The organism is Roseovarius sp. B-10 (genome assembly GCF_056859295.1).
Map to the genome: position 1 here is coordinate 39,559 of NZ_JBSXOE010000022.1, position 17,167 is coordinate 56,725.

Below are 17,167 nucleotides of genomic sequence, written 5' to 3' on the forward strand. Positions count from 1 at the left end.
ATCAGCGTGCCGTGCCATCACTCGATTCCATTGGCGCGCTGCAGCTCGCGGATATAGGTGACGATCAAGGCGACGGTTTCATCCGTGATGCCCTCGACGGGGGGCATGTCACCGAAATCCCAGTGGTGCGAGCGCACCCCGGCTGTAGCCGCACGAAGGAAAGCCGTATCGCCGTGATGACCGGGTTCGTAGATCGGATGGATCAGTGGCGGGCCCTTGCCGGTTCCGCCAGCAGCGTTGGTGCCGTGGCAAGACGCGCAGGAGCGTTCGAAAGCAATCTGACCGAAATAGCCTGGCGCGCTCAGGGTTTCGGGCACGCTGATTGTTTCGGGATCAGGTGCGGGGTTTCCGGCGTCGGCGCCGTGCATCTGTGTGTTGACCCTTGGCCGGTCTCGCCCTTCATCTGACTGGGCCGCAAGACCTGTCGCGAGTCCGCCAACAATAAGCACCGCAATTGTAAACCTCTTTACAGCCATCCTGAGCATTTTTCCCGTTTCCTTTCGATGAATGAACTCGCTTCCGACAATCCTATCCCCTGCCCAACCGGGCATTTTCGACCGGGTCATTTGGCGAAGCTCCCGAATCTTCGTTACGGGGATGAGGGCGAATGCCTGATGGCTACACTTCCGCCTAGTCGTGGCCTCCCTCTTTCTCCATATGCTTCATCATCTCCTTGAGCTCGTCCGGGATGTCCGACTCGGAGAACTTTGCCTGTTCGCCTGGGTCGTGGACAAAGGCAATGATCGCGGCGAGCTCCTCACCCGTGAACTCGATCTGATATCCCAGTTCGTCCTCCTGCGCTTCGATCATCGCAGGGGCGCCACGCCACATGCGGGCGGCGAACTCGAAGGGGTTCATCGGCATGTCCATGAACTCCGCATCCAGCATCGGCGCATCCACTCCGCCGACACCGTTGATCGAATGGCAGACGACACATCCCTTCGATGCAAAAAGCTTTCGGCCCTCGGACGAATTCATGGACGGAATCATCAGTCCGGGGCTCATCATGCTCATCTGATCACCGTGTGACCCGGCCAACGCTGCCGGTGTTGCCGAAAGCATGGCAATTGTGGCAAGTGAAAATACATGTGCTTTCATGGTAGTGTCCTCCTTGGTGCATTAGTTGCTCCGGGAACCCTTACTCATTTCAGTCCAATAACTCGGGATGAAAGCGGGAACATGGCTTGCATAGCTGTCCCAACTTTCGCCGAATCGTTCGCGGCCCTCCGCCTCTTCGGCACGCGCAAGCCGGGCGTACATCCAGACCAGCACCGGGAACATCGCTAGCGTCAGAATGGTCGGCCACTGCACGAGAAAGCCTAGCATGATGAGAACGAAACCCACGTATTGAGGATGACGAATGCGGGTATAGGGGCCGGTCGTGGCCAGCCGCCCCTGCCTTTGCGCCGACCAGAGATGGTGCCACGCCACGGATATCAGCCAGAAGCCGCCTCCGATCAGGGCGAAACTCAGGATATGGAAGGGGCCGAAATGTGGGTTTGACTGCCAGCCGAACATCATTTCAGGCAGATGTCCGCTATCGTGGGCAAGCCAGTCGATATCCGGCCAGGTCGATTGCAGCCAGCCGGACAAGAGGAAGATCGTCAACGGAAACCCGTACATCTCGGTGAAAAGCGCCACGATGAAGGCGCTGAACGCCCCGAAACTCCGCCAGTCTCGCGAAGTCTGCGGCTTGAAGAAGCTGAAGGCGAAGATGATGAAGACTGCGGAGTTGATGAATGCCAGCAACCAAAGGCCATATGCCGTTCCGGGTTCGGTCATGTCTCATCGCTTCCGGAGCCATGTCCGCCGTGACCCCCGTGCATGAAAAAGTGCATCCCTACGCAGAGCAGCAACGGTAGCCATATCAGCAATCCGCTTCCCAGAAGGTGCACACGATGCTCGTAGCCCAAGAGCAGGCCACCTCCGACGAGGGCGACAATCAAATAGATGCCGGCTCGTGATCGCCAGAACGAGGGCGGGCGGGGGGCATGCTCCACTTGATCTTGATTGGCATGTGGAGGATCAGGTTGATGTGTCATTTTTTCTGTCCGTTCCTATATCTTTGCACCGCGAAGGCGCAGTGAATTGAGCACCACCGAGATCGATGAGGCGCTCATGGCGAAGGCAGCAAACATCGGGCTGATGAGGATGCCGAAGAAGGGGAACAGAACTCCCGCCGCGACCGGCACGCCGGAGGCGTTGTAGATCAGCGCGAAGAACAGGTTCTGGCGGATGTTGCGCATGGTGGCCCGCGCCAGCCGCCGCGCGCGCACGATTCCGTCTAGGTTGCCCTTGACCAGCGTGATGCCGGCACTTTCGATGGCCACATCAGCGCCCGTTCCCATGGCGATACCAACATCGGCCTGCGCTAGTGCAGGGGCGTCGTTGACGCCATCTCCCGCCATGGCTACCTTGCGGCCCTCCTGCTGCAACTCCTGGATGATCCGCGCCTTGTCCTCGGGCAGCACATCGGCCCGGATCTCGTCAATGCCGAGACGCGCGCCAATGGCTTTGGCGGTGCGTTCGTTGTCGCCCGTCGCCATGATGACGTGGAACCCCAGTTCATGCAGATCCTCGATGGCGGCGGGTGTGGTCTCCTTCACTGGGTCGGCGACAGCGACAAGACCCGCAATGTCGCCATCCAGCACCACGAACATCACCGTCTCACCCTCGTCGCGGCGGGCATTGGCCTTGGCGGTCAGGTCGCCCGCCTCGAGCCCCAATTCGCCGATCATCGCCAGATTGCCGAGCGCGACCGCTTTGCCGTCGACGACCCCCTTGACGCCCTTGCCGGTGACCGCCTCGAAGTCGTCGGCATTAGCCATCTTCACACTCCGCTCCTCGGCACCCCTGACGATCGCTTCGGCAAGAGGGTGCTCCGATCCGCGCTCAAGCGATGCGGCGAGACGCAGGACCTCCGCCTCATCGTGACCGCGCTCTGGCAGGACGGCGACAAGCCGCGGTTTGCCTTCGGTCAGCGTCCCAGTCTTATCGACAATCAGGGTATCGACCTTCTCGAACCGCTCCAGCGCCTCGGCGTTCTTGATAAGTACCCCGGCTTGGGCCCCCCGCCCCGTCGCCGTCATGATCGACATCGGTGTTGCAAGCCCAAGGGCACAAGGACAGGCGATGATCAGAACCGCGACGGCGGAGACGAGTGCATAGGACAGCGCAGGCGCCGGGCCCCAGAGCCCCCACGCGATGAAGGACAGAATTGCAACACCGATCACGGCCGGAACGAAATATCCCGCCACCTTGTCGGCATACTTCTGAATCGGTGCGCGCGACCGTTGCGCGTTGGAGACCATCTCGACGATCTGCGCCAGCATCGTGTCGGCCCCGACCCGCGTCGCCTCCATCACCAGGCTGCCGGTGCCGTTGATCGTGGCTCCGGTCAGCGGGTCGCCCTCGGTCTTCTCGACCGGCACGGGTTCACCGGAGATCATGCTTTCGTCGACCGAGGAGCGGCCTTCCAGAACCACGCCATCTACCGGCACCTTGTCGCCGGGCCGCACGCGCAGCCGGTCGCCGACCTGCACGTTCTCCAGTGGGATTTCCTCCTCAGACCCGTCGTCCCGAATGACCCGCGCGGTCTTGGCTGCCATGTCCAGAAGTGCGCGGATCGCCTTGCCGGTCCCCTCGCGAGCACGTAGCTCCATCACTTGGCCGAGCAGCACCAGCGTGACGATCACCGCCGCCGCCTCGAAATAGACGCCGACATGCCCTTCGGCGTCGCGAAATCCGTCGGGGAATATACCTGGCGCCAGAACGGCGACGACACTGAAGAGCCAGGCCGCCATCACGCCCATGCCGATCAGGGAGAACATGTTGAGGTTCATTGTCCGGAACGAATTCCAGCCCCGAACCAGGAACGGCCAGCCGCACCAAAGGACCACCGGGGTTCCGAGAACCAGCTCTATCCAGAGGGTTGCCCGCTCGCCGAAGATCTCGCGCACTCCCGGAAAGCCGAGATAGGGACCCATGGTGAGGATCAGAAGCGGGATGGTCAGGACCGTGCCGCCCCAGAAACGTCGGGTAAAATCGACAAGCTCTGGATTCGGACCGTCCTCCGCCATCGCCGCCGACTCGAGTTCCAGCCCCATGCCGCAGATCGGGCAGGATCCCGGCTCGGTCTGGCGCACGGTCGGATGCATCGGACAAGTGTAGACTGCCCCATCATAGCCGTCGGGGACGGTATCGTATCTGCCGTCCGCCGGGGCAGCGCTTGCGTGGTGGTCATGCGCCTGGTGATCGGGCGCGGCAACTTCCTCTTCGGGCACGAGATGCATCCCGCATTTCGGGCAATCGCCCGGACCGTTCTGCCGCACCTCTGGGTGCATCGGGCAGACGTAGAAGTTGGTTTCGGTTTCATGTGCGGTACAGCTTGCTTGGTCGTTCATTCGGATGTCCTCTCAGCGGGATTCGGGTTCAACCTAATTGTTCCAGTAACTGGAAGGTCAAGGCCTGTCACGACCGAAAGGATCTCTTCGGCCAATAGACTGGCAATTCCGATCGCATTCGTTGGATGGGGTATGGTGTCGGTGGTGATGATCCTTGCCGCACCGGCCGACAGAATGGCGTCCTGGGCGCCGTGCGCAAAGACCGCGTGGATAGCCAGGCAGACAGGCGCGGTGGTTCCAGCCGCAAGCAACCTTTCGACGGCACGTGCCATCGTGACGCCGGAAGATGCGATGTCGTCGAGGATCACCGGTGTTCCAATCCGCAACGCTGCGCTTTCGGGCACGCTGATGTCGACCCGGCGGTCGCCGGACCTCACCTTGCGCAGCACTTCATGGGACCGTCCGGCCAGTCGGGCCACTTCGGCCACCCATTGCTGGCTCTCGCTATCGGGACCAAGGAGAACGGCGTCTGGCAGGTTCGTCCCGATCCAGTCCGCAATCAGTGGGGCGGACGCGGCGCGAATGGCAGGCATCGGGAAGACATCCACCAGCCGCGCGATACGGTGCAGATGCGGATCGACGGTCACCAGCCAGTCGAAACTCTCCCCCAGGAATTGTGCGAACAGTGGCGCGCTGACCGCCTGCCCGGCTTCGAAACGGCGGTCCTGCCGCATGTAGCCGAGATAGGGGGCGATCAATCCGACGCGGCGCGCGCCCATCTCGCGGGCCGTCGCCGCGGCGAAGCGCAATGGCAGGGCAAGGCGGTCGGGATCGCGCAATGTCGCCAGCAGCGCAACGTCTGCCCCCTCCAAATCGCCCGAGAGGGAAATCAGGCTCTCGCCATCGGGGAAACGGTGCCAGTCAAGCGGGCGCAATTCCGCCTCTAGCGTGGGGGCAAGGGCCTTGGCCAGCGGCCGCATCTCGGGAAACGAAGCAAGGATCATGTCACTTCCTCGGATAGCGTGAGCACTCCGGTTTGGGACTCGGCATAGGCCAGGGCATAGGCCAGCTCACCCGGTGTTTCGGCATGGAGTTCATAGAGCGGCTGACCCTTCTCCACCCGATCACCGATCCGCACCAGCAATCGAATGCCGGCGCGTTGCTGACGCGGCGCACCGGCCAGCTTTGCAATGCGTGCGATCCGGCGGTTGTCCACGGCAGTCAATTCGCCCGTGTACGGGGCGCGTATGTCGATGCGCTGTGCCGCGCTCCCGGGCTCCCGGAAACCGCCCTGTGCCGCGCAAATTGCCATGAACTTCGCTTCCGCCGCACCACTGTCGAGAAGCGCCTGCGCACGGTCCCGTCCCTGCCCCGCCACGGCGTCCGGCGCGAGGCCCAGAAGATGCCCGGCCAGATCCAGCGCTCGCGCGCCGAGGTCGCCGGGAGCCTCCGGTGTGCGCCGCAGAACCGCAAGCACGTCCATGGCTTCCAGCGCCGGACCGATGCCGCGTCCCACAGGGGCCACGCCGTCGCTGATGTGCAGCGCCAGTTTCAGACCCAACGCCTCGCTTACTGATGACAGCCGGGCACCGAGGGCTTCGGCGGCCCCGGCCGACCGCACCTTGGCCGTGAGTCCGACCGGCATGTCGATCAGGACATGCGTGGCACCGGCCGCGGCCTTTTTAGACAGCACGCTCGCCACAAGTTGACCGGTGGAGTCGAAATCGAGCGGGCGTTCGATGCGGATGAAATGATCGTCGGCGGGGCTGAGCGCGAGCCCGCCGCCCCAGACGAGGCAGCCGCCTTCTGCTTCGACCACTCGGCGCAGCGCATCACCGTCAAGAGCAACTGGAGCCATGACCTCCATCGTATCGGCCGTCCCCGCCGGCGAGGTGATCGCCCTGCTGGATGTCTTGGGGATCAGATGCCCCGCCGCCGCGACGATGGCGACAACGATCGGCGTCGTCCGGTTGCCGGGCAATCCGCCGACGCAATGTTTGTCGAGGACGGCCCGGTCTCCCCAGTCGAGCGTCTGCCCGGCATCCTGCATGGCTCGGGTCAGCGCCACGGTCTCCGCCTCGTCCAGCCTGTCGCCCGCACAGGCCGTGATGAAGGCGGCAAGGTCGAGATCCGAAAGCCGATCGTCGAGCGTGTCGCCAATGATCGCCGCGAACCCGGCCTGATCCAGCCTCTCGCCGTAGGCCTTCGCCCGGATACTGGACGCCGAAGCGGGCGGTTCAGGGTGGGAGAACACGGCCTTTTCCCCGGCCTGCGCGCCAAGCGCCGCCCAGGCGGAAGCGGACAATGCCGCCTGGTCCACGGCAAGCCATGCCCCGTGGCCGACCACATTCAAGGTGGCAACGATCCAACGGTCCTTCAGGTCGATCCGTACGCGGGTCTGCGCGGCGAACCCTTCGGAGCGGCAGACATGGCAATCTTCATGCATGTAGACGACCGGTTGCCGGTAGGTGTCGATGCCGGAAGGGACAAGAGTGAGGGTTTCGGTCATCGCGGCCGGTCCAGATAAACGGACTCGAGGTGTTCCGGGACGCGCACGGGTCGCCCAAGCTCATGTTCGACGCGAAATCGCAGGGTGTCCGCCGCGACCGGCTCTCCATGGGTCAGGTACGTCATCGCCGGGGCGGGACCGGCGGACATCCAGCGCAGGATTTCGTCGGCATCGGCGTGCCCGGAAAAGGACTGGAGCGGAACCACCTCGGCCTCGATCGGGAACTCGCGCCCGAACATGCGCAAACTCCGCGTCCCCCCGGCCAGCGACGCGCCGCGCGTTCCGCCGGCCTGGAAGCCCGACAGCAGGATCGTGTTGCGCCGATCACCGCCGAAGCTGGCCAGATGGTGCAGGATACGCCCGCCGGTCAACATTCCGCTGGCGGAGACGATGATCATCGGGCCCCGGCGCGTGTTCAACGCCTTCGATTGTTCGACCGTGTTCACGCGCTTGGCGATCTCGAACATCGAGACGCAGTCTTCGCGGCTGACGTGATGTTCGTCGTGGTGGCGGTGATAAATCTCGGTCGCATCCACAGCCATCGGGCTGTTGAGAAACACCGGAACATGAGGGATGTCGCCTCGCTCCATCAATCGCGCGATATGCAGCATCAGGCCCTGAGCCCGTCCAACCGCGAAGGACGGGATCAGTACCGTGCCGCCGCGGGCAAAGGTGCGTTTCAGGATCGGAGCCAGTTCGGCCTCGGGGTCGGTGTCGGGATGGGACCGGTTGCCGTAGGTGGATTCGCAGACCAGCACATCGGACCCACCGAATGATATTGGCGGTCGCATCAGCGGATCGGGATCATGACCCAGATCGCCGCTGAAATGAACAACCCTGCCGCCGATCTCTAGCCGGATCTGCGCCGCCCCAAGAAGATGCCCAGCCGGAATGAAACTAGCCGCGATGCCGTCGCCCAGCTCGATCCTCTGATCGAAGGGGTGGGAATCAAAGCGATCCAGCGCAGCCTTTGCATCCTTGAGCGTGTAGAGTGGTTTTGGGTTCTTGTGCTTCGAATATCCCTTTCTGGCGGCATAGCGCGCCTCCTCTTCCTGAATATGCCCGCTGTCGGGGAGGATAAGTCCGCAAAGATCTGCTGTTGCCTCGGTGCAAAGGACCCGCCCGCGAAAGCCCGCCCGGATCAGTGCTGGCAGATATCCCGAATGGTCCAGATGGGCATGTGTCAACAACACAGTATTGATGGTGTTGACCCGAACCGGGAACGGCTTGCGATTGCGCGCACGGAGTTGCTTGAAGCCCTGGAACAGACCGCAATCGACGAGGATGCGCCTTCCCATGGCCTCGATCAGGTAGCGCGATCCTGTCACCGTTACGGCGGCACCGAGAAAGCGCAGTTTCGGACGTGCGGTCGGGATCATGCCCCTGCCCGCCTGCCCGCGATGGCGTTGAACAGCCCCCCGAAGATCAACGCGGCGTACCATCCGTAAAGAAAGCTTTCGACCAGACCGATGATGAAGCCCGCTGGGGTCAGCCAGACAAAACCGGGCAGCAGGCCAGACCAGACCTCGTACATCGCGTAGCCGGGAAAGATCAGATCGAATACTACGCAAACCACGTATGTCAGAGCCAGAAACAGGCTCAGCGCCCAACCCAGCGACACGATGGGCAGATGCGCATGCCCTGCCCCGTCATTCCCGCCCATGACGCAGGCCCCGCACGTCAGGCGCAGAGCCAGGAAAACGATCGCCGCGACTGCGGTGAAATAGATGAGCGGCATCATGGCTTGTTCCTTTCTTGCCGATGATCAGGCCCGAGCGCGAACGCCTGCGCCGGACGTCCCCGCTTCAGGATGAGTGCCTGGCCGGTGCAAGACGCCCATCCTGCGAAGCGTGGCATCAGTTCTGGCCGCAGCAGCAGCCGGATTTGACCGGTTTCGCCTTTGCGGGTTCCGCGACCTGCGGTTCGACATTTGCTTTCGGCTGCGCGTCGGTCTTGCCACCGCAACATCCGCCCTGTTTCTGCTTGGTCGTGTATTGTGTCTGAGAAGTTGAACGGTCGTCCATCCGGACCTCCTTTTGTTTGGCTTCGATCTAAAGACGCGGCTTGAAGAAAAACATTACAAGGATTGGCAACCTGTCGGGCTTCGTTGGTAAAGGAACAACTGTATCGGTCGACCGTAGGAAGGCGTCGATATTGCCGACAGAGCCACCGCAACCCGGCAGGCTGTCGGCTGACCGGTTCTGCCGGTTACAGCAGCCGTCGCGCGGCCCATCCGATCAACTCGAAACCACGCGCGTGCCAGCCGCGGGAATGCCAGGTCCGAAGAGTGACTTCGCGGGCATCCGAAAATCTTGCAGATGTTGCGCCTGTAACTGCCCTGCCAGGACGCGGTCAGGCGCGAACAGGACCAGCTCCTGATTGATGAACAGGCTTCGGTAGTCGAAGTTTGCCGACCCGACGATCGACCAGCCGGCATCGACGACCGAAGTCTTGGCATGCAGTTGACGGGGCAGATACTCGTAGACCCTCACGCCCGCCGAAAGAAGCTGCGCATATGCCGCCCGCGTCGCCCAGCCAGCGACCAAAGGATCGCTCCTGCGAGGCACCAGCAGACGGACGTCCACGCCGCGATGCACGGCATCCTGAAGCGCCAGGTGGACCACGGTGCCCGGACTGAAATATGGCGACGTCAGATAGATGCGGGTCTGTGCCATTCCGATCAGTCCCGCGTGCAGACAGGCAAGCCTCTTCTGACACTTGCGCGAGTAGCTTGGCACCAGCAGTCCTTCGATCCCGCCGGCCTCTTCGGGGATGGCGTTTGCGGGAAGCGGGCGGGCGTCCCGCCAGAGCCGGTCGAAGTGACTTGCGGCAAGCGTCGCCAACGACCCCTGGACGCGCACATGGGTATCGCGCTGGCGGCTCGAACCGTGAAGCCGACGCGAGTTCAACTGGCGGATGTTGAAACCGCCCAGGAACGCGTCCCGGCCATCCACGACGAGAAGCTTGCGGTGGTTGTGTTGAAAATATCGCAGCGGGTGTCGGAGATCAAAGGGACGAAACCAGCGAAACCGCACGCCGCTTCGTTCCAGTTCCCGCCGAAACTTGTCGAAATCCCAATGGCCGGCAGCGAAAGCGTCGAGATGCAACCGGACATCAAGCCCGGTTCGCGCCTTGGCTGCGAGCGCGGCGACAAAACGCGCCCCGACTTCGTCGGCGACAAAGATGTAGGATTCCATCCATATCGCTTCGGTCGCGCCCTCGATCGCCGCGATCATCGCATCGAAGAGAGCATCTCCCTCGGCAAACAGCTGGACCCTTCGCCCAGATTTGGCACACAGATCGCTGCCCGCGCCTGCGGCATCGTCAGGGGGTTTTCACGAGGTGCGCGCGAGTTGCTCATGATCGCGGCTTACCGCCCCACCGGTCCAGTCGCAACATCGGCGTCACGACGCCGGCGCCATGCTTGCAACGCGAATTCACAAGGACACACATCCGTCAGGTGTCCGCTACTTCATGCGCGCCGTGCTGGCACCAGACATAATCGCAGTTGTTGTGGCTGCAACTGCGATCCTGCAAAGGGTTGCGATAGTGAAATCGGGCGAGCGGCAGCAGCAGGCGCTTAGGCAATGACAGCCGGTAGGCGTGGCCCAAGGCGTCGCCCGTGTCGGTCGATCCCAGCTTTCCGACCAGGTAGTCGATCCCGCGAGGCCCCGTCTGGTTGAGCAAGAATCGATTGACCACGCCACCATGCAGGTCGGGTTGCAACGCCTGACGCCAGGCTTTCGTGTAATCGATACCGCTGATCACGCTTTGTGCCGCCAGCCGCCCAGATCGCATCGCGTAGCGGAGCCCAAATCCCGCCAGCGCGTCCTGAAAACCCGCGTGTTCGTCGATCACCGGGTTTCCGCCCTGCATCGCGGTGCGCGGCAATCGGACATTCCCGAAACCCCCGAAGCCTCTCGGTCTTTGCATTTGCAACCCGGCGTGACGTTCGAAATATGCCACCGTCGCGGCAAGATATTTTGCCTGATCGCGAAAGCCCGAGAACATGCAACTGGCCACCGTGCCGCGCCCCTGACGCACGAGCAGATAGGCGTAGCCCTTCGGGGCAATCTCCGCCCCGAACGCCAGCCACGCGCCATCGGCCATGGTCGTGTCAAAGACGTAGCCCACGGTGATGATATTGGCCCGCCGCGGCCCGCCCGCCAGGATCATATTGCCCGCGGTTCTTTTCACGCGATCATTGAATCGCACCTCTACCCCGACCGTACGCGCCTGATCCAGCAAGGCCCGGTCGAGCGTTCCCGCTGCATTGCCGCGCCGCACCAGGTAGAACATGGGTTTCGATCCATGCACCCGGTGCGCCTTGGCATGGCTGTCGAAGACGATGCCTTCGGTTACACTGCGATGATCGAAATCGGCGGCAACACCGGCATCGGCCAGTTCGTCCAGAACGTTCTGCGCGTCGCTCCAGTTTTCCAGACCCTGAAAGTCGCCGTGGAACCGATGGCCAACATCTTGGTGCCATTCTCGCACTACGACACGACGATTGGCCTTTGCCAAAACGATTGCACAGACCAGCCCCGCCGGGCCGGCGCCGACGATTTCAATCGTTCCTTGCTTGGCTTCGGGACGGATCGGCACAGTTGCATCCATGCTTTTACTCTTGGGCGGGCTTGACGTATTGACGGGTCGGGATCAGGTCCGCGTTGGCGTCAGATCCCGTAGGACCAAGCCGGCAGCCGGCCCATGTTGACATCCACCTTCCCGACACCGGGCACGTTTTCGACGGCGACACGAATTGCGTTCTCCTGGAAATCGCTGTCGGCGACACCCCAGACCGCGACCTTCCCGTCTTCCACCGTGTAGTTGATCAGGTTGACCGCTGCACCGGGCACGTCTTTCAGGGCCTCTTCAATCTTCGCACGAAGCACGCGGTCATCTTCCGAAGGCTCCGGCAGCACCCTGTCCTTAAGTGCCGACAAGGCGTGGAGCAGGTTCGCCCGGCTGACAATGCCGACCACTTGACCGGATCGCAGCACCGGCACACGCTTGATCCGGTGCTTTTCCAAGAGACGCGCGATCTCGGCGACAGTCGTGTCTTCCTCGACCGAAACGATATCCCGCGTCATCACATCCTCAACGCGGCGGCTTTTGAGTTTCACGAAATCCCTGGCGGAACCGCTCGATCCGCCCAGCACTTCGAGCCACCATGGCCGGCGCGGGCTCTCGGACTCGCGCACGCGTCGCATCAAGTCACCCTCACTGACAAGTCCCTTGAGGCCGTCCTGTGCGTCAACGACGGGCAGCGCGCTAATGTGGTGGTCCAGCATCAGGCGCACCGCGTCTTCGATTTGTCCCTCCAGCGGGACCGAGATCACGGATGTTGTCATGATATCCTTGGCTTGCATGTCATGGTCTCCTTCTTGGACTACTGGACGATTCGCCGGTCAGGTGTCGATGACAAGTTGCAGATCGTCACCCAGAGCATAAGGCGGGATGTCGAGGTTGCGTGGTGCCGGTCCTCTTCGGATTCGGCCGGACGTGTCGTAATGCGATCCGTGGCACGGGCAGAACCAACCGCCGAACTCACCCACCGCCGACCCATCCTGGCCCAGGGGAATACAGCCCAGATGCGTACAGACCCCGATGACGACCAGCCATTCATCATCCTCGCCCGCCGCGCGATTTTCATCCAGTGCCGGCTCTTCGCTACTTACGTTCGGATTCTCGCTCGCCTCATCAACAGGATCGGGAAGGTCGTCGAGATCGACGGCACGTGCAGCCTCGATCGCGGCTGGAGACCTGCGCCAGACGAATACCGGGCGCCCCTGCCACTTCACGGTAATACGTTGGCCCGGTTCGACGCCCGAAAGATCGACTCTGACGGTACCGGAGGCGGTCACGTCGGCTGAAGGATTCATCGAGTCGATCAAGGGCCAGACCGCCGCCCCTGCGGCAACCGCGCCGGTAGAGGCGGTTGCATAATACAGGAAATCGCGGCGCTCGGTCGAGGGCAATTGTTTGGTCTCGTTGCTGGTATGGCTCATCATGACTCCTCCGGTTTGGCGTTAGTCTCGGCTGAAAAGACCGGGCTTTCGACGTGAACGCCCGCATCGACATGCAGCACCTCGCCGGTGATGGCGCTGGTATAGTCGCTGGCGAAAAGCAAAGCGGCTCGACCCACCTCGTCGGCCTCGATATTGCGCCGCAGGGGGGCGGCACGCGCGGTCGCATCCAGAAGCCCCGTAAAGCAGGTCAATCCCGACGCCGCGCGGGTCAGCACCGGCCCCGCCGAAACTGCGTTGACGCGGATGTTGGTTGGCCCGAGTTCATGCGCCAGATAGCGCACCGTGGCTTCGAGCGCGGCCTTGACCGGCCCCATCACATTGTAACTCTCCACGACGCGTTCCCCGCCGAGATAACTCAGCGTGATCAGGCTGCCTCCACCGCTCATCAAGGGTTCGGCCAGATGCGCCATCCGGATAAGGGAATGGACCGAGACGTTCATCGCTTGGGCGAACCCTTCCGCCGAGCAATCGGTCAGGCGACCATGAAGGTCGGCAGGCGGAACGCTGCCCACGGCATGAAGGATGAAGTCTAGCTTTCCCCAGCGGTCCGCAATGGCATCGAATACAACGTCAAGTTCGTGCGGGGTATTCACATTGCAGGGCAGCAGGATCGGTGCCTCCAGCCGTGCGGCAAGTGGCGCGACAAAGGGTTTGGTGCGTTCGTCGACATAGGTGATGGCCAACTCGGCCCCCGCCTGCCGGAAATGCAGGGCGGCGGGCCAGGCAAGGCTGCGATCATTGGCGATGCCGACGACCAGACCCTTGCGGCCGGACAGATCGAGCAGTTCCGCAGGATCGCAGCAGTCGTCGAAGTCAGGCACGTATCATTCCCTTCCGTGAGAAGCGGTAATGAATAATTCGAGGGCGCTGCGGGTGAGCTACGCCTCGTGGGACGGCTCTTGTCCCCTTACCTGATTCAAAAGATGCCTCCGGGGTCTCGCCCTCAGGATTACGATGGGTTTCCGCGTGGCCATGGGCATTCTTGCGTGAGCGTGCCCAAAAAGGTGCGTTGCAGCCATTCCGCTGAACACGAGAACCAGGAACCAGTTTTCAACCAGCCATTCCATGATCGTTCACTCCTTGTTTGATGAGGCGGTCAGATTGTCCGCCTGTGGGGATTTCAGGGTGCCAAAAGGGTTTCCGAACATTGCGCCGAAGACATGGGTGATCCACGCATCGCGCCCCTTGCGCCATGCGCCCAGAACCTCGCCGGTGCGCGCCGAAAGCGCGCGTTCGGTGACAATCGCGGGGTGGCTTTCCGGCAAGGGGTCGCGCGTCTCGCGCAGTGTGTCGGCAGTGAATTTGACCAACGACATCCACGGGTTCGCCCGTTCGGAAAACATCGTTCTGGTCCACCGCATGGGATGCAGGACACGCAGGGCCTCGGCGCTGCCCGGGGTGGTCGCGGCCCGAAGCCACGGGCTGACGAAAGCCGAATAGGCCGTTTCGTTGATCCGCGACATCTGGGCAACCTGCGCCAGTGCCGCATCGTCGGAGGCGATACCGAGATCATCGACCTCGCGCGTCTCGAACCGCACCTTGAAATCGCCGCTCTTGCAGTCCGGGTCGCCCGTGGGGTTGTCGATCACCATCTCGTAGAGCCCCGGCGCCAGCGCCTCGACCTCGTCCAGGCTTTCCAGGATCGCCCGATGCTGAAGCTTCGCGATGGACCCCGAGACAAAGATGCCAAGGTGGCCGACATGCGGGTGCGTCATGTAGACGATGCGTTGCCCAGCCGCCTTCAGCGCATCGGTGTCGGGATAAAGCTTGGCGATCCACCCCATTGCCTGTTCGGGCGGCGTGATGTTGTCACCCTCCGAAGCAAAGATGATGAGCGGATTGCTGATCCGCTTGAGGTCGATGGTGCAATGCGCGTCCAGCTGCATCTCGCCCTGCTCCAGCTTGTTGCCGATGAACAGGTTCTGCGTGATCCCAAGGATTTCCTCGCGGCTGAGCGTATAGTAGCCATTCCACCAGCGTTCGAACTCAAGGAACCGCTCGCGTTCAGTGTCGGCATGGGAAAAGAGGTTGGCGTACTTATCCCAGATCGCCTTCTCTGGCTGCAGCGTCTCGAAGTTCTGCGCCAGCCAAACACCATCGAAGCGGCCATCACCTAGATCGGAGATCATATGGGCGGCCCATGCCCCGCCCGACAGTGCGCCCATCATCCGCATCGGGCTGCTTGCCGCCTCGCCCGACCAGTAGCTGAGCGGCGAGCCGTTCAGTACAATCGGACCGGTCAGACCGTCGCAATCCGCCGCCAGCAGCGTGGCTGCCCAACCGGCCTGGCAATTGCCGTAGAGCACGGGGGCTGTGTCCGGGTGACGGCGAGCGACCTCGGAGACGAAGTCGCGCAAGGCATAATGCACATCCGACAGCGTCTGATCTGGCATGGGCTCGGGGTAGAAGATCACGAAATAGACCGGATGGCCCTCGTGCATCGCCATGCCGACCTCGCTGTCGCGCTTGAACCCGCCGATGCCAGGCCCGTGCCCTGCGCGCGGATCTATGATGATTACGGGCGGCTTCGAATCGTCCACGCAATCGTCCCAGCAATCGTCGCCGACCCGCGTGATCCTGAGCAGCGCATAGTTGGCCGACCGGTCGAAATTGCGCCCGTCCAGCAAAAGCTCGTAATCGAAATCCAGCAGCGGCGGCATGCCCTGCCGTTCATGCGCGATCATGTTGTTGGCGCGTTCGCGCAAGGTATCGAGGAACAGAATCCAGCGTTCAAGGGCGTCCTGGGCATAGGGCATCTGGCCGCCCGTTTTCGCGGCATCCAAGACAGGTCCGGCGGCGTGTTCGGGCGTCTCCACCGCAAGGCGCAGGCTCTTGTTCATGTTCGTTTTCCTTTTGACTGAGGGTTTGTGGTGGATGACCGTCCAGCGAGCATCACAAGCACCAGATCCTCCGCGACATCCTCGCGCAGACCGGTCAGGAGATAGGACGCATCGCCAGGCTCGATGCCCAATGCGCGCGCCGCGAGTGGAGGAGGCTGTTTCATCATTTCGACCCGGTTGAACAACGCGCGCGCCATCGGGGCGTCCGCGTGCTCTGCGGTCTCGGCACAGGCACAGGTTATCCGGGAGAACAAGATGCGAAGTTCATCGTCGTCGGATGATGGGTGACGGGTTCCCCCTGATTTCCGATCCATCGTCTTGCGTGGCATGGTTGGACGACTCCTGTGGTTGAGCCTTCGGGCTTGGTCACAGAAGAAGACGCCGGAAGATGGAGATCGTTACAGAACCGCCGACAGGGCGTTCAGTGTTCCTGTCCCACGTCTTCGCAATCGGTTTCGTGTTCGACGTTCTCGCAGCCTTTGGGCAGACAGGAACAATCGTCGCGGTCCTCCCGGCAGCATGAGCCGCAATGCGCCGTTAGCGCCTCGCGCAAAGCGCTGCGCGCCCTGTGAAGCCGGACACCGAGGGCGTTGCGCGTCAGTCCGAGATCGGCCGCCACGTTTTCGCGATCCTCTTCGCCGAAATCTATGCGCCGGATCAGCTCGGACTCCGCCGGGCGCAGTTCGGAAATCAGCCCGTTATGGCAGGTGCATAGCCGCGCCATCTGGGAGGGCGCATCTGCGATCCATTCTTCGGGTTCGCGCGCCGCCGCTGCCGCCAGACGGCTGCGCCGGGTTCCCTTGCGGTAGTGGTCGTTCAGGGTGGAGCGCAGGATCGTGTAGAGCCACGCATCCATCCGTTCCACGTCGCGGAGTTGATCCTTGCGCGTCAGCACCCGGATGCAGAACTCCTGCAACACATCCTCTGCATCCGCACGATTGCCGAGCCGTTTGACTAGGAACCCCATGAACGCGCCGCGCCCGTCCAACAGCGCGCGTTCCGGCGAAGTGTCGGACACCTCCCGCTTGCGACTGTCTTGCGATGCCATGATGTCCCTGCCCTTTCCGCGCATCTTACGCTCTCAAGCAACAATGGTGTGACTGTTGCATCTTGCAGTTTCAATGCGGGCCGGCGTTGACATGGATCAAGTGCGTTGTAGCCCGTCCCGCCGCTCTGAAAGACATGGGTTTCCTGTCCGTCTGCGACAAGGTGGATTCCGGCGATGACGGGATGGCCAGGATGTCGCACTGCATCCTTCTGGCTTCAAGTTTCCCTTCGGCGCGGTACGACTACCCTTGTGGTCTGCCCTTGAGATTGACGAACACGATCCCCAGAACGACCAGCGCAATACCGGAAAACTGAATGCCGGACAGACGTTCCCCGAAGAACAGCGCGCCGATTGTAAGACCGAAGATCGGGACCAGAAAGCTGAACACGATCGCC

19 protein-coding genes are annotated in these 17,167 nt (G+C 62.3%); all 19 read right to left on the reverse strand.

The features are described from left to right. Positions 1-17: 17 nt before the first annotated feature. Positions 18-485: a c-type cytochrome gene (locus AC13D8_RS04080; RefSeq protein WP_482967745.1), complete on the reverse strand. Its 468-nt coding sequence runs from the start codon at positions 483-485 to the stop codon at positions 18-20. Positions 486-630: 145 nt separating this feature from the next. Next, positions 631-1,098: a c-type cytochrome gene (locus AC13D8_RS04085; RefSeq protein ID WP_482967746.1), complete on the reverse strand. Its 468-nt coding sequence runs from the start codon at positions 1,096-1,098 to the stop codon at positions 631-633. Positions 1,099-1,119: 21 nt separating this feature from the next. Continuing rightward, positions 1,120-1,782: a methyltransferase family protein gene (locus AC13D8_RS04090; protein ID WP_482967747.1), complete on the reverse strand. Its 663-nt coding sequence runs from the start codon at positions 1,780-1,782 to the stop codon at positions 1,120-1,122. After that, positions 1,779-2,042 (reverse strand): DUF2933 domain-containing protein, encoded by a 264-nt coding sequence (locus tag AC13D8_RS04095; RefSeq protein ID WP_482967748.1) that lies wholly within the window; start codon positions 2,040-2,042, stop codon positions 1,779-1,781. The genes AC13D8_RS04090 and AC13D8_RS04095 overlap by 4 nt, the downstream gene beginning before the upstream one ends. Before the next feature lie 15 nt (positions 2,043-2,057). Further along, positions 2,058-4,343, reverse strand: coding sequence for a copper-transporting P-type ATPase (locus tag AC13D8_RS04100; RefSeq protein WP_482967762.1), 2,286 nt, complete (start codon positions 4,341-4,343; stop codon positions 2,058-2,060). 56 nt (positions 4,344-4,399) lie between these two features. Continuing rightward, a complete protein-coding gene (locus AC13D8_RS04105) occupies positions 4,400-5,347 on the reverse strand; it encodes a ribose-phosphate diphosphokinase (protein ID WP_482967749.1) in 948 nt (315 codons plus the stop codon). Then, positions 5,344-6,852 (reverse strand): thymidine phosphorylase family protein, encoded by a 1,509-nt coding sequence (locus AC13D8_RS04110; RefSeq protein ID WP_482967750.1) that lies wholly within the window; start codon positions 6,850-6,852, stop codon positions 5,344-5,346. Before AC13D8_RS04110 ends, AC13D8_RS04105 begins: the two co-directional genes overlap by 4 nt. Then, complete coding sequence (locus AC13D8_RS04115) at positions 6,849-8,231, reverse strand: MBL fold metallo-hydrolase (RefSeq protein ID WP_482967751.1); 1,383 nt, start codon at positions 8,229-8,231, stop codon at positions 6,849-6,851. Before AC13D8_RS04115 ends, AC13D8_RS04110 begins: the two co-directional genes overlap by 4 nt. Then, positions 8,228-8,593: a DUF5676 family membrane protein gene (locus tag AC13D8_RS04120; protein WP_482967752.1), complete on the reverse strand. Its 366-nt coding sequence runs from the start codon at positions 8,591-8,593 to the stop codon at positions 8,228-8,230. Before AC13D8_RS04120 ends, AC13D8_RS04115 begins: the two co-directional genes overlap by 4 nt. A gap of 115 nt (positions 8,594-8,708) precedes the next feature. After that, positions 8,709-8,876 (reverse strand): hypothetical protein, encoded by a 168-nt coding sequence (locus AC13D8_RS04125; protein ID WP_482967753.1) that lies wholly within the window; start codon positions 8,874-8,876, stop codon positions 8,709-8,711. A 213-nt stretch (positions 8,877-9,089) separates the two neighbouring features. Beyond that, the gene (locus AC13D8_RS04130; RefSeq protein ID WP_482967754.1) at positions 9,090-10,088 is read right to left on the reverse strand and encodes a phospholipase D-like domain-containing protein; all 999 of its coding nucleotides are present in this window, start codon (positions 10,086-10,088) and stop codon (positions 9,090-9,092) included. Between the two features lie 220 nt (positions 10,089-10,308). Further along, the gene (locus AC13D8_RS04135) at positions 10,309-11,469 is read right to left on the reverse strand and encodes an NAD(P)/FAD-dependent oxidoreductase (RefSeq protein WP_482967755.1); all 1,161 of its coding nucleotides are present in this window, start codon (positions 11,467-11,469) and stop codon (positions 10,309-10,311) included. Between the two features lie 59 nt (positions 11,470-11,528). Further along, entirely contained in the window at positions 11,529-12,224 is a 696-nt protein-coding gene (locus tag AC13D8_RS04140) for a CBS domain-containing protein (RefSeq protein ID WP_482967756.1), read from the reverse strand. A 39-nt stretch (positions 12,225-12,263) separates the two neighbouring features. Continuing rightward, positions 12,264-12,866, reverse strand: coding sequence for a ubiquinol-cytochrome c reductase iron-sulfur subunit (petA, locus tag AC13D8_RS04145; protein ID WP_482967757.1), 603 nt, complete (start codon positions 12,864-12,866; stop codon positions 12,264-12,266). Then, positions 12,863-13,705 (reverse strand): enoyl-ACP reductase FabI, encoded by an 843-nt coding sequence (gene fabI, locus AC13D8_RS04150; protein ID WP_482967758.1) that lies wholly within the window; start codon positions 13,703-13,705, stop codon positions 12,863-12,865. The genes petA and fabI overlap by 4 nt, the downstream gene beginning before the upstream one ends. A gap of 252 nt (positions 13,706-13,957) precedes the next feature. Further along, positions 13,958-15,724, reverse strand: coding sequence for a DUF3141 domain-containing protein (locus AC13D8_RS04155; RefSeq protein WP_482967759.1), 1,767 nt, complete (start codon positions 15,722-15,724; stop codon positions 13,958-13,960). Further along, the gene (locus AC13D8_RS04160) at positions 15,721-16,053 is read right to left on the reverse strand and encodes a hypothetical protein (protein WP_482967760.1); all 333 of its coding nucleotides are present in this window, start codon (positions 16,051-16,053) and stop codon (positions 15,721-15,723) included. The genes AC13D8_RS04155 and AC13D8_RS04160 overlap by 4 nt, the downstream gene beginning before the upstream one ends. Positions 16,054-16,145: 92 nt before the next feature. Then, positions 16,146-16,772 carry an RNA polymerase sigma factor gene (locus AC13D8_RS04165; RefSeq protein WP_482967761.1) on the reverse strand — a complete coding sequence of 209 codons (627 nt, stop codon included), beginning with the start codon at positions 16,770-16,772 and terminating at the stop codon, positions 16,146-16,148. Positions 16,773-17,013: 241 nt separating this feature from the next. Continuing rightward, positions 17,014-17,160: an EamA family transporter gene (locus AC13D8_RS04170; protein WP_482967312.1), complete on the reverse strand. Its 147-nt coding sequence runs from the start codon at positions 17,158-17,160 to the stop codon at positions 17,014-17,016. Between the last annotated feature and the right edge of the window lie 7 nt (positions 17,161-17,167).